The following is a 12,336-nucleotide window of genomic DNA, read 5'->3' on the forward strand; positions in this document are numbered from 1 at the left end:
GGCACCCGGTGGCGATCCTGGCGGCCTCCGCACTGGTCGCCCTCATCCCCCTGCCGGTGATCGCGACCGCCGCGACCGCCGCCGTATCCGGCCCCGCTCCCGTCGCCGGGCGGCCGGACGTCCATCGCGTCACGTTGCTCACCGGCGACGTGGTGACCTACGAACGAGACGGAGCCGGGCACGGCACCGCACAGGTCGAACCGGCGGTGCGGCCGGACCGGCCGAGCCCGGCGTTCCAGATCACCACCACGGCCGAAGGGCTGATGGTGTATCCGTCGGACGCGCTTCCGTTCGTCGGCAAGGGATTGCTGAGCCCGGAGCTGTTCAACGTCACCACGCTCGTCGGCGACCGGCGTGACGACGCGACGAGCACCACGATCCCCGTCATCGTGCGTTACGGCGACCGGCCGGGGCTGTCCGCCCGGACTCTGGACGCGAAGGCGAAGGCGCTTCCGCAGACCCAGCGGCTCACCCCGCTGGTCACGGCCAACGGAGTGGGAGTTCAGGTCAAGAAGGCGGGGACGGGCGAATTCTGGCGTTCGCTCGTCGCGTTCGACGCGGGTGGGAAACCCGTGTTGAACCAAGGGATCGCGCAAGTCCGGCTGGACAGGAAGGTCCGGGTGACGCTGGACAAGAGCACCGCGCGGGTCGGGGCGCCGTCGGCGTGGAGCGGCGGGTGGACCGGGAAGGGGACCACGGTCGCGGTGGTGGACACCGGGATCGACGAGAACCATCCCGACCTGGCGGGCAAGACGGTCGCCTCCGCGGACTTCAGCGGGGAAGGCGACGTCGTGGACCGCCACGGCCACGGCACGCACGTCGCGTCGATCGTCGCCGGTACCGGCGCGGCCTCGGGCGGCCGGTACAAAGGCGTGGCGCCGGACGCGAATCTGGTGGTGGCCAAGGTTTTCGACGCCTCCGGCGAGGGTGACACCGCACAGGTGATGGCCGGGGTCGACTGGGCCGTCGCGCAGGGCGCGAAGATCGTGAACCTCAGCCTCGGCGCCGGCGTCAGCGACGGGGCCGACCCGATGAGCGAGCAGATCGACTCGCTTTCGGCGAAGTCCGGCACGCTGTTCGTGGTCGCGGCCGGGAATTCCGGACCGGGCGACCGAACCGTCACGACGCCGGGGGCGGCGACGTCCGCGCTCACCGTCGGGGCGGTCGACCGGGAGGACAAGATCGCGTGGTTCAGCAGCCGCGGCCCGCGGTTGCGGGACGCCTCGGTCAAGCCGGAGATCACCGCGCCGGGTGTCGGGATCGTCGCCGCCAGGGCCGCGGACACGACGCTGGGCGAGCCGGTGGACGCCTCCTACACCGCCGCGTCGGGCACCTCGATGGCGACTCCGCACGTGGCGGGCGCCGCGGCGATCCTGCTGCAGCAGCGCCCGGAACTGACCGGACAGGCACTGAAGAACACCCTCGTCACCACGGCCAAGGACGTCGGCCTTCGCTGGTTCGAGCAGGGCGCCGGACTCCTCGACGTCGCGCGGGCCGTGTCGCAGAAGGCGACCGGCACCGCGGTCGCGAGCTTCGGCCGTAACGAGCGGACGACCAACGCCTCGGCACAGGTCGTCCGGCAGCTGTCCTACACCAACACCGGGGACCAGCCGCTGAACCTGAACCTGAAGCTGACCGTGCGACCTTGGGACGGCGGCGCCGCGCCGGGTACCGGGATGCGCCTGGCGAAGACGGATCTGTCGATCCCACCGAAGTCGAGTGCCACCGTCGACCTCGCCGTGAACCCGAACGAAGGAACGGCGGGCGTCTACGGCGGCGCCGTGGTCGCCACGACCGCGGACGGGACCAACGCGGTGCGGACGCCCGTGAGCACCTACAACGCGGCCGAACTGTTCCCGGTGACGATCCGGGTCCGGGACTCGGCGGGCGGGCCCGCCCAGTCCGCGTCGGCTCAGCTGATCGACGACGCGGCCGGTGCGGGTAACCGCAACGACCCGTTCCTCGACCAGGTCAGCCAGCAGATCGGCCTGGTCGACGGGGTCGGCCGGGTGCTCGTGCCCGCCGGACGCTATTCGGCGCTCGGCTGGGCGATGGAGCGCGGGCTGACGGTGCGCCGCTGGTCGGCGATGAGCGCGACGCAGGTCGCCGTCACGGGCCCGGCGGAGATCGCGCTGAACGCGGCGAGCGCCGTCCCGGCGGGGCTGATCACACCCACTCCCACCGATCTTCGCGACCGCACGGTGATGCTGCGGCGCGTGATCCCCGGCGGAGCGGGTGTGAACGGTTACGTCGGCGAAGCCGGGCTTGCCTCGGGCGCGGGCTGGGAGGTACGCGTGACACCTGCGGCCGCCACCTCGGCGGGTGCGATTTCGTTGCAGGACAGCGCGACACTGTCCCAGACCGCGGTCGAGATGCGGATCGCCGGTGGCGGCTCGGCCTTGCTGAACCCGGCGTACGACGTGCCGACGTTGACGGCGAAGTCACCCGGTGAACGAACGCTGCCGGTGGTGTTCGGCGGCGCGGGTGATCTCACCGGTCTCGACGTCCGAGGAAAGGCCGTCCTGGTGAGGATTCCGGTCCCGCCCGGGGCACCGGATCCGGTGAGCGCGGTCTCCGCGGGCATCGCGAACGCGGCACGCGCGGTGTCCGCCGCGGGCGGGGCGGCGTTGATCCCCTACGCCGGTTCGCCAGGCTCGCTGAGCGTTCCGGGCCTCAGCAGCTCGGTGGTGCCGACCTTGTCCCTCGGCTGGGACGAAGGCGAAAAGCTGCGGACCGCCGGTGCCGTTTCGGTGCGCTTGCTGGTGCGCGCGGCTCCGGACGCGATGTACAACCTCAGCTATCTCGACGCCAACGGCGTGCCGAAGGAGCTCGTCCGGCGGGTCGACCGGAAGACCTTGGTCGCCACGAAAACCGGTTACCAGGCCGAAAAACCGGGACTGACCGGCCAGAAGAACTGGTACGCCTTCCCGACCGGCCTGTGGAAGACACAGGCGGTGCAGGGCACGAAGATCCCGGTTCCCGGCTCCTGGACCGAATACACCGGCCCGGCGGACGATCGGCTGGTCTGGAAACGGGTCGTCACCCTGTCCGGCAACGACACCGCGGGGCGTCGCACCGCGCTGAGCATGAACGCGCAGAACGTCTACCGCGCGGGCGAGCGGTCGAGACCTGACGAGTTCTGGTTCCGCGCACCACTGCACAGCGGCACGGTGGAACTGCCCGCCGATCACCCGGCCCGGTACCCGGCGACGGCCTCCGGCTGGGCGGTGCTGTGCTCGATGTGCCGTGGCGGCACGGATCCCGATCTGTTCGTCCCCGGCCTGCAGTGGCTGGACGGCACGACCGGGGCGGGCGGGCATTACGCGAATCCCTACGAGAACGCGCGGTACTTCGCGGCGACCACGGCGCGGTTGTACCGGGACGGGACCGAGATCCCGCGGTCCAATGCGGACGATCCGCTCGCGCTCATCCCGGAGTTCCGGCTCGCACCGGCTCCCGCCACCTACCGGCTGGACGTGACCGACGTGATGCCCGGTCCGGCGCAGGTCGGCATCCCGAGCGGGGCGCTGTTCCAGCACGCCCCGAGGACGGACACGTCGTGGACGTTCGCCTCGGCGCGGTCGGACGCTCCGGCACCGCTCGGCTTCTCCTGCCACAACGCGGGCAAGTCGTGTTCCTTCCAGCCGCTCATCCAGCTGGACCACCGGTTGCCGCTGGATCTCGGCGGCCGCGCCCCGGCCGGGCGCCCGTTCACCTTCGACGTGTCCGCCGGCTCGCACAGCGGCGCGCGGGGCGGCGGACCGGTGACGCGGCTGCAGGTGTCGGCGTCGACGGACGGCGGGCGCACGTGGGCGGCGGCGACCGTCCGGCCGAGCGCGAACGGGCTGTGGTCGGTGACGGTGGCCCACCCGCCAGTCGCGGCGACGGACGGGTTCGTCTGGCTGCGCTCGGAAGCACGGGACAGCTCGGGCAACACCGTGACGCAGACGGTCCAGCGGGCCTACGCGCTCACGGACGTGGCGAAGGCGAACCCGCGCGCTCGCTGACGTCGTCGTCGATCGGGGGTTGGGTCGACGGCAAGGTGACCCAACCCCGCGTGGCGACCTGAAGCCCGGCCTGGAACCGGGTGGTCGCGCCGAGCGCGGTCATGAGGTCGCGAAGCCGTCGCTGGAAGGTCCGGTAGCTCATGCCGAGTTGTTTGGCGATGCTCCGGTCCGGCAGGCCGGTGGTCAGCAAGGCGAGCAGGCGGGCGTCGTCTGAAGGTGCGACGTCCGCCAGTTCGGCCGAACCGGGCAGGCGTAGCGGAAGCCCGCTCTGCCAAAGGAAAGCGAAGACCGCGCCGAGCGCGTCGAGCAACGCGCACGGGTGGATCACCAAGGCCGCGCCGACCTCGGGGAGATCGGACCGCAGTGGCACCAGTCCGACGCGCTGGTCGACCACGATCATCTTGAGCGGGGCGCTGGTGACCACGCGGGCCTCCTCACCGAGCGCGAGGCCCGCCTCCAGATCGGAGGACAGGTCGTGCATTTCCAGCGCGCTGCGCTCGTAAACCCCGCGAAAGCGCACTCCCCGGCCGAGGAGATCGCGTTCCGCGGGATGCAGGACGCTCGGCGTTTGCGCGTAAGGCGGTTTGTCGACGAAGGCGACCTCCCGCTCGGCCGACCGCAGCAGCTGATCGGCCCTCTCGGCGATCAGCGCGTCGCCGTGGATCACCTCGATGAGATCGACCGGCCGTTCGCCGGACGTCGCACGGTACCGCTCGCGCAACCGGTCGGCGACAAGCCGCGCGCTCGCGAGTTCCTGTTCCTTCAGCCGGAGCATCGCCTCCAGCGCGATCTCCGGCCGCACCGCCGAATACGCCTCCGCGCGGCCGGGAAGCCTGACGAGTAAACCTTTTTCCGTCAGCGCGCCCAGCACGCGGAGCAGCCGTTGCCGCGGCAGCCCGGTGCGTTGCCGGATTTCGGCGACGGTCAGCGAACCGGTGCCGGCGAAGGCATCGTAGACCTCGACGTCGGTTTCGTTCAGACCGATGATGTCCAGCAAATCGTCTCCCGCCACAGCCGCGGTCGCCTTCGTCCGACCATACCGCCGGAATCCGGCGGGCAAAAGGACCGCGTCGCGTCCGGACCGTCCACTGTGGTCAGTCGTGGTCGGGGATCCCGTGGAGATGGTGATCGGCCGCGTTCATGACCTCGGCCAGCAAACGCCGGACGTGCCCGCCGCGCGCCCGGTAGAGGATCCGGCGGCCGTCCCTGCGCTGGGTGACCAATCCGGCCAGTTTGAGCTTGGCCAGATGCTGGGACACCGCCGGACGCGCGATGTCCACCGCGGCCGCCAGTGACGCGACGTCGTACTCCTCGCCGCTGATCAGCCACAGCATCCGCATCCGGGTGGGATCCGCGAGCATCCGCAACGCCGTGGACGCGGCTTCGACCTGGTCGTCCGGCGGCAGCTGGGACCACTGGTCGCCTGATTCGTCATGTGCGTACATGAGCACCTATCATGGAAAGGAGGCCACACGAGAGGAGCCGCGAAACGTGTCGCTGTTCGGTCATCGTGACTATCGGCATCTGTTCGGGGCGCAACTGGTCGCGCTGTTCGGCACTGGATTGACGACCGTAGCGCTCGGGCTGCTGGCCTACGACTTGGCGGGGTCCGACGCGGGCGCCGTCCTGGGTACCGCGCTGGCCATCAAGATGATCACCTACGTCACGGTGGCTCCGCTCTCCGTCGCCTACGCCGACCGGGTGCCGCGCCGGTTCCTCCTCGTCACCCTGGACATGATCCGCGCGCTGGTGGTGCTCGCCCTGCCCTTCGTCGACCAGGTCTGGCAGATCTACGTCCTGATCGTGGTCCTCCAGTCGGCGTCGGCCTCGTTCACCCCGGCGTTCCAGGCCGTACTCCCCGATCTCCTTCCCGACGAACGCGACTACACGAAGGCACTGTCGCTGTCCCAGCTGGCCTCGACGATGGAGAGCCTCCTCAGCCCGCTCCTGGCGGCCGCCGTGCTCAGTCTCGTGTCCTTCCACTGGCTGTTCACCGGTACTTCGCTCGGTTTCGCGGCCTCCGCCGCACTGGTGCTGAGCACCCGGATCCCGGACGCGGCGCGCGGCGACCGCGGCGGGGCCTGGGAGCGCACCATGTCCGGGATCAAGATGTACGTCGCGACCCCGCGCCTGCGGGGCACCCTCGGCCTCGACCTGGTGGTCGCGGCGGCCGGCTCCGTGATCATGGTCAATACCGTGAACTACGTCCGAGACACCCTCGGCGGCACGCAGTCCGACGTCGCCCTGCTCCTGGCGGCCAACGGCGCCGGCACCATCCTGGCCGCGCTCCTGCTCCCCCGCGTACTCGACGGAATCCCCGACCGCACCGTCATGCTCACCGGCGGCGGAACCCTGCTCGCCGGCCTGACCGGCGCCATCGCACTGTCCACAGTGGAGTATGGAGCCGCGGCGCCGGTCGTATGGGCCGTCATCGGACTCGGCACCGGACTCGTCCTCACCCCCGTCGGCCGGGTCCTGCGCAAATCCAGCCGTCCCGCCGACCGGCCCGCGATCTTCGCCGCCCGGTTCTCCCTTTCCCACGCCTGCTGGCTCCTCGCCTACCCGATCGCCGGACGGCTCGCCACCGACGCCGGATTCACCGTCACCTGGCTCGTCCTCGGCGCACTCGGCGTCATCGGCTTCGTCACGGCCGTCCGCGCGTGGCCACGAAACGACGAAGACCATCCCCGCCCGCACGCGAAAGCGGGATTTCGAAATCCGTAACGACCTCTCCGAGCCGTTCGACTCATCGGTTGATGAAAGCCACCGGGCACAGGAGTACGGCATGCGCCGTATTGCTCATGCTGTTGTTTTCCCTCACGGGTTCCCTTGACCGGTCGACGGCCGTCGCATCCGAGACGTCCGCGCCTCCGACGCCGTCGAAACTTTCACGTCCGCCGTACGTGCAATTCGATGCTCTCGACGACCCGACCAAGCTCCGGGTGGTACGCGTCGAGTCGAGCAAGGACGAGATCATCGATGTCGGCGGGCTGGACGTGGATATCGCCTGCGCCCGGAAATGGCAGTTCGGGGGCACCCCCGATACCGCGAGCATTCGTGTCGACCTCCTGGAGCTCGGCTGCGCCAAATTGACTTCGGCCACCCCGGTGGAAGCGGAGAAAGCCGCTGAAGCCAAAGGCAAGAAGGACAAGGCGGGCATCTGGAGCACGGCCGCGGCACCACCCCCGGCCCCGAACCCGGCCGGCGTCAGTGACTGGAGCCGATTCGTCTCCTGGCTCGGTCAGAACTGGCTCGCGCTCCTCGGTCTCCTGCTCGCGATCGTAAGCGTTCCTTGGCTCGCCAAGGGAATCGATCGATGGCGGCACCGCTGGCGGGTCGATGTGCTCCTGACCGGCCTTCCCGGCGCCGGCAAGACCGACCTCTGGACCGCATGGCGGGACAACATGGCCCCGAAGGCGGACGCGAAGCCGACCACCGCCATCACGACGTCCACCAGCCTGCGGCCTGTGCGGTACGGGGAGTTCACGATGGATCCGTGCGTCATCGACGGCGCCGGATCGGATCCGGCGAGCATGCTCAACTCCATCAGGAGATCACGCCGCCGGAATCGACGAGTGATCGTGTTCGTGATTTCGGCACGTCGCCAGAATACGGCGACCGATGTCGCTTACGATCATGAATTCGTCGTCGAGCAACGAGGGTACGCCAACTTCCCCCGAGCCATCCTGGGCGCGCGGGACAAGCGCCTGAGACCACGCCTGGTCGTTCTGTTCCTGACGAAATTCGATCTTCTCTCCAGCCATGACCCGTGGGACTCGAACAGCGAAACCGTCAGGGTGGACGCGGAACAGACCTTCGGCGAGGTCATCCGCGCCATGCGCAAGGACTGCCAGACCGCGGGAGTCCCGTTCCAGTTCATCATCGGCAGCTCGAAACGTGGTTGGGGTATCCAAGATCTCCGTGACCGTGTCGCCAGATCCCTCGTCACCGGCGAAGGCGAGTGATGCCGGTGTTCGTGAATCCGGTCGTGTTCGGCTTCGCCGGCGGCACCCAGTTCGAACTGGTCGCCGGCGACCACGGTCAATGGAATCCCGAAACCCTCCGCCGGGTGACCGGCTTGGCCGGGTCCCTCGCCGCCGACGTGCAGCACACCTGCGTCGTCACCGGGCTCGCCGAACGCCGGAACCAGGTCGAGACGTGCCTGGTGGCGATTCCCGTCGAGCAGGTCGAGACGGCGTCCGGCCGCGGCGGCCTGAGCGTCGTACTGGGTGTGGTGCTCGCGCGCAAGCTCGCCGTCGATGCCTCACTGCCCATCCACGCGGCCGCTCGGCTCGAGCACGTCCTGATCGCGTTCAGCCAGGGCCGCGGGCTCGAAGTCGCCGCGGAGCTGCTGACGCGGACTCTGCAAGGAGATGACAGCGCCGAGGCGCGAGTCTGGCTGAGAGCCGAGGTCGAAGGGCTGTCCCGTCGCCTCACTCATCTGCTCCAGGGTTACGAACGCGGACGGAAACCGTTGTCCGTCAACGCGGCCCCCTACGCCCTTTGCCAAGAGCCACCGGCGATCCTGCTCCGGCTCTTGACGCACGGCCGGTACCGGTCCGGCGCCGATCTCGGCGGTCGGTACGTGCCCGACAACGTCATCGCACCGGCCGAACCGGGCGGACTGATCGTCGACCACTACCTGGCGCACGGTGGCACGTATACCTGTTTCCCGAGGACCACGCCGAAGACCTTCTTACGGCCACGCCGACGGAAGTAGGCGAGGGCGGCGGCTTTCGTCCGCATCACCGGGCCGCGACCGGCGGCAGCGCGCGCACGGACTTGGCGGCGAGCACCGCGAGCGGCACCGATATCGCCAGAACCGCCACGGCCTGCCCGGCGCCCATCGTGATCATGACGTCCAGTTCCTCGGTGCGAGCGGCGAACCGGAGGTAGTCCAGCAACGTCACGACACGCTGCACGAGGGCGGCGAGCGCGAGCAAGGCCAACGCCGTCGACCAGGACACCGTGGCACGTCGCCACCCCAGGCGAGGCACGCTCAAGTAGACGACGGCGGCGGCGAAGACGGCCGCGCAGACCACGCTCGGCCAGTCCACGAGCACCGGAACAGTGACGTAGGTGAGCAGCAGCGCGACCGTCAGGAGGGCGACGCCGACCGGCAGCGCGACGAGCCACGGCCGCGTTTTCACCGGCGGGGCCTGCCGATGGAACGCGACCAGAGCCAGCACCGGCAGCGCGTCCAGCAGGAGCCCGATGGTCCAGGACAGCCCGAACGCGCCCTCGACGGCCGCGAGATCCACGCCGAAGAAGACCACGGCTCGGACCAGCGCCAGCGCCGCGAACAGCCGTGCCACGCGCCACCGGCCGGTCACCAGGCACAGATAGGCCGCCACCCACAGCAAGCCGAGAAGAGCCTGCACCTCGGCCGCCTGGCCGGGGGCGACCACGTTCGTCATCCCGGGAGACCACAGCCACGCCCCGATACCGGCGAGCGCGGCCACCGCCTGCACGAGCAACCCCACCAGCGCCAGCCGCCGGACCGTCTCGCCCCAGACGAGGTAGCGGGGCGGCGCGCCGTCACCGCCCAGCCGCAGCCGGACCGCCAGCGCCACGACGCTCGCCACCTCCGGCCAGCTCGGCCTGCCGTGGTCGACGGCAAACTCCGCTTCCTCGTCGTCTTCCGGCAGCTCGCTGAGCAGGAAGGTGGCGACCATGTCCTCCTCCCACGCCTGACGATAGGCGGCGGGGAGCAGCCGGAGCACCCGCCGGTACCGCTCCTCCAGGCGGTTCACGCCAGGCCCCCGGTGTCCGCCGGCCGCCACGCGCGCAGCCGTTCCGAGGCGGCGCGGGCGTTCGAAGCCTGCCGTTGGACCTCGGCCGCGAGCGCCGTGCGGCCGTCCTCGGTCAGCCGGTAGTACCGGCGGAGCCGCCCGTTGGCGACCTCCTCCCGATCCGGCTCGACCAAACCGTCCGCGACCAGCCGATCCAGCACGCCGTACAGCGTGCCGACCTTCAGCTTCACCCGGCCGTCCGAAAGACCGCTCACCTCGCCGACGATCCCGTACCCATGCCGCGGGGTGTCCACCAGCGCGGTGAGCACGAAGAACGCCTGCTCCGTCATCGTTCGACCAGCCATGAGCACAATATATCGCTAGCCGATATATTGTGCCACCTCGGAGAATCCGTCGTACTTGAAAAGAAAGTTCGGTACGCCTAAACTTTGGCTTAGGCGTTCCGACAACACCGCGGACAGGTGACCCGATGAACTGGAGTCAGCTCCTCGTTCCCGTGACCAGCGGTGTGTCCGTCGCCCTCATCGTGGCGACCGTCAGGTTCCTGTGGCGGCGTACCCGCCTGCCGACCGGGCTCTCCCAGCGGATGACCCGGCGGAACTACCTGGCGGAGATGCTCGTCATCTCCAAGAACGACAACGTCGACCGGCTCGACGCACTGGTCCCGAATCTGCTGCCGGCGCAAGGCTCGCCGGTGCTCGTCGAGATCCAGGAATCGTGGACGCAGATCAACGGCCGGCGCGGCGTCCGCGTGATCACCCGGACCGAGCCCGCCTCCCTGACCGCCGGGGCCGAGCTGCTCGCAGCGGGCATCGAGGTTCGCGTGTCCCGCGCGCTGACCGCGGATCACCTGTCGTACCACCTGTTCTCCGGTTCGGAACACCACACGGTGCTCAACCGCCGCAACGGCGGGAAGGACCGGCCCGAACGGCTGGACGAGATCTCCGCCGCCAAGGTGTTCCGCAGCCACTTCGACGAGACGTGGAGCGAATCCGAACCCATCGAATCGTTCCTGGCCGGGCAACTCCTGGCCGGACCCGACTCCGGCCTCGCGGACCGGATCCGGGAGCAGCGCGCGGCGTACCAGCTGCCCGCCAAGGCGGAGGACGCGATCCTGCGGCATCTGGCGTTCCGCCACCGCGCGCCGGTCGTCTTCGTCACCGGCCTGCCGGGTGCCGGCAAGTCACTGGTCCGGCGTGCGCTCGCCGAAGAGCTTCGGCGGTGGCGGATGCAGGTCGACGAGCTGAACGACTACGTCTACGCGTTCGAAGAATTCCTCCACGCCTTGATGCTCCTCGGCGACGGTCGCGGTGCGGGCTTCAGCGCCCAGCAGGGTGGTGCGTTCCAAGTGGAGCGCGAGGACGATCTCCGGCCCGCCCTGCACACGCTCGGCCACCGGGTCTGGGAAAACCGCCGGAGCAACCCGATCACGATCGTCGAGTTCGCCAGGGCCGACACGATCGGAGCGCTCCAGGTGTTCGGCGACAAGGTCCTGGCGGCGTCGCAGATCATCCACGTCCGCGCCTCCGACACCAAGCGCTCCGCCCGGCTGGCCAGACGGGGCGAGCCACCGAAGATCTCGGTGACGGGCCAGTCGATCAGTCTCGAAGTGTCCGACGAGCATCGGCTGCCCAGCAACGCCGCGGACACCCTGTACAGCAGGGACGACTTCGCACTGCTGAAGGCACAGAAGAACATCGCCAACCGCCTGTTCCTCGTCGAGAACGACGCCGAGGAAAAGGCGCACGTCGACGAACAGGTCACGGCGTTCGTCGAAGCGGTCGTGCGCCCCTACCGGGTACTCGCGCGCACCTAGGCCCCGGCGGCGTCCACCTCGGAATCCGCGGCGATCCGGGGACGATGAGTGATCCGGACTACCGGGAAGCGCGGCGTGCCGGCGAGGCGCAGGGATCGACCGATCGAGTGATTTCGCCGCCCTGACCCATCCACGCCGTCCGCAGCCTCGAAATTCGATCGACGAAGTCGACTGAGGAGCGGGATGGACGGGGCGCGAGGATTTGCCGACGACGAGGATCCCGACCGGCTGTTCTCGGTGAACATCGACGTCGAGCTCGAGCGGCTGACCCAGCGGATCGCCTGGACCGCGGAATTCAGGCTGGACCTGTCGCAACGTCCCGAGCTCCGCCGCGTGCGCTCAACGGTGGCCGATCGCCTGAATTTCGGTCGCAGCGAGCAAGAACCGATGGGCGGGCTCCTGCTCGTCGTGGACGAGCTGGTGGCCAACGCCTATGTGCACGCCACCAACCCCGGCGAACTGCGAGTCACCAGACAGTCCCGGGGAATCCTGGTCGAAGTCACCGATGACCAGGCCGATGCCGGGGATCTGGGGCCGGAAAGCTGCCGGGACACCCATGGTCTCCGCCTTGTCGGTCACCTTTCGCTCGAATGGGGTGTTCGACCCGAACAAGCGGGGAAAGTGGTGTGGGCCTTGGTTCCAGTGCAGACGTACTACGAGACCTGACTTGTCACCGAGGCCTGGCCTGCCCGAAGGTCGTGAGTGGCAATGGTCGTTCCAACCCTCGAGGTGGGGCCGGTCTTCGCGACCGGCCCCACCT

At 69.4% G+C, this 12,336-nt stretch carries 10 protein-coding genes; 6 read left to right on the forward strand and 4 right to left on the reverse strand.

The annotated features are described in order from the left end of the window. The first annotated feature begins 8 nt into the window (after positions 1-8). Positions 9-4,007, forward strand: coding sequence for a S8 family serine peptidase (locus tag AB8M46_RS02155; RefSeq protein WP_394359404.1), 3,999 nt, complete (start codon positions 9-11; stop codon positions 4,005-4,007). Here the strand turns inward: AB8M46_RS02155 and AB8M46_RS02160 are convergent. Further along, entirely contained in the window at positions 3,970-5,004 is a 1,035-nt protein-coding gene (locus AB8M46_RS02160) for a helix-turn-helix domain-containing protein (RefSeq protein WP_125736848.1), read from the reverse strand. The genes AB8M46_RS02155 and AB8M46_RS02160 overlap by 38 nt on opposite strands. Positions 5,005-5,101: 97 nt before the next feature. Beyond that, on the reverse strand, positions 5,102-5,452 hold the full coding sequence (locus AB8M46_RS02165) for a metalloregulator ArsR/SmtB family transcription factor (protein WP_037341973.1): 351 nt from the start codon (positions 5,450-5,452) through the stop codon (positions 5,102-5,104). On the opposite strand from AB8M46_RS02165, the gene AB8M46_RS02170 reads away from it, so the two are divergent. The 3 genes from AB8M46_RS02170 (at position 5,451) to AB8M46_RS02180 (ending at position 8,727) form a co-directional block, all read left to right on the forward strand. After that, positions 5,451-6,731 carry an MFS transporter gene (locus AB8M46_RS02170; protein WP_394359405.1) on the forward strand — a complete coding sequence of 427 codons (1,281 nt, stop codon included), beginning with the start codon at positions 5,451-5,453 and terminating at the stop codon, positions 6,729-6,731. The genes AB8M46_RS02165 and AB8M46_RS02170 overlap by 2 nt on opposite strands. A 77-nt stretch (positions 6,732-6,808) precedes the next feature. Continuing rightward, entirely contained in the window at positions 6,809-7,972 is a 1,164-nt protein-coding gene (locus AB8M46_RS02175; RefSeq protein ID WP_394359406.1) for a hypothetical protein, read from the forward strand. After that, on the forward strand, positions 7,972-8,727 hold the full coding sequence (locus tag AB8M46_RS02180; RefSeq protein WP_394359407.1) for a hypothetical protein: 756 nt from the start codon (positions 7,972-7,974) through the stop codon (positions 8,725-8,727). The genes AB8M46_RS02175 and AB8M46_RS02180 overlap by 1 nt, the downstream gene beginning before the upstream one ends. A 25-nt stretch (positions 8,728-8,752) precedes the next feature. Here the strand turns inward: AB8M46_RS02180 and AB8M46_RS02185 are convergent, their stop codons facing one another. Together AB8M46_RS02185 and AB8M46_RS02190 are read right to left on the reverse strand one after the other, a co-directional pair. Then, the gene (locus AB8M46_RS02185) at positions 8,753-9,760 is read right to left on the reverse strand and encodes a hypothetical protein (RefSeq protein ID WP_394359408.1); all 1,008 of its coding nucleotides are present in this window, start codon (positions 9,758-9,760) and stop codon (positions 8,753-8,755) included. Further along, a complete protein-coding gene (locus AB8M46_RS02190; protein WP_321167114.1) occupies positions 9,757-10,104 on the reverse strand; it encodes a PadR family transcriptional regulator in 348 nt (115 codons plus the stop codon). The genes AB8M46_RS02185 and AB8M46_RS02190 overlap by 4 nt, the downstream gene beginning before the upstream one ends. A 125-nt stretch (positions 10,105-10,229) precedes the next feature. Between AB8M46_RS02190 and AB8M46_RS02195 the strand changes: the two genes are divergently transcribed. Both AB8M46_RS02195 and AB8M46_RS02200 read left to right on the forward strand, forming a co-directional pair. Further along, a complete protein-coding gene (locus AB8M46_RS02195) occupies positions 10,230-11,576 on the forward strand; it encodes a hypothetical protein (protein WP_394359409.1) in 1,347 nt (448 codons plus the stop codon). Between the two features lie 183 nt (positions 11,577-11,759). Further along, entirely contained in the window at positions 11,760-12,242 is a 483-nt protein-coding gene (locus AB8M46_RS02200; RefSeq protein ID WP_052120816.1) for an ATP-binding protein, read from the forward strand. The last annotated feature ends 94 nt before the right edge of the window (positions 12,243-12,336 follow it).

The sequence above is a fragment of the Amycolatopsis sp. SB7-3 genome (assembly GCF_041021335.1).
Taxonomy (GTDB): Bacteria; Actinomycetota; Actinomycetes; order Mycobacteriales; family Pseudonocardiaceae; genus Amycolatopsis; species Amycolatopsis japonica.

Bases quoted from the DNA above. Each gene is read 5' to 3' on its own strand.
- AB8M46_RS02175 (WP_394359406.1), top strand. From the start codon at position 6,809: ATGCTGTTGTTTTCCCTCACGGGTTCCCTTGACCGGTCGACGGCCGTC.
- AB8M46_RS02180 (WP_394359407.1), top strand. From the start codon at position 7,972: ATGCCGGTGTTCGTGAATCCGGTCGTGTTCGGCTTCGCCGGCGGCACC.
- AB8M46_RS02170 (WP_394359405.1), top strand. From the start codon at position 5,451: ATGAGCACCTATCATGGAAAGGAGGCCACACGAGAGGAGCCGCGAAAC.
- AB8M46_RS02195 (WP_394359409.1), top strand. From the start codon at position 10,230: ATGAACTGGAGTCAGCTCCTCGTTCCCGTGACCAGCGGTGTGTCCGTC.
- AB8M46_RS02200 (WP_052120816.1), top strand. From the start codon at position 11,760: ATGGACGGGGCGCGAGGATTTGCCGACGACGAGGATCCCGACCGGCTG.
- AB8M46_RS02165 (WP_037341973.1), bottom strand. From the start codon at position 5,452: ATGTACGCACATGACGAATCAGGCGACCAGTGGTCCCAGCTGCCGCCG.
- AB8M46_RS02190 (WP_321167114.1), bottom strand. From the start codon at position 10,104: ATGGCTGGTCGAACGATGACGGAGCAGGCGTTCTTCGTGCTCACCGCG.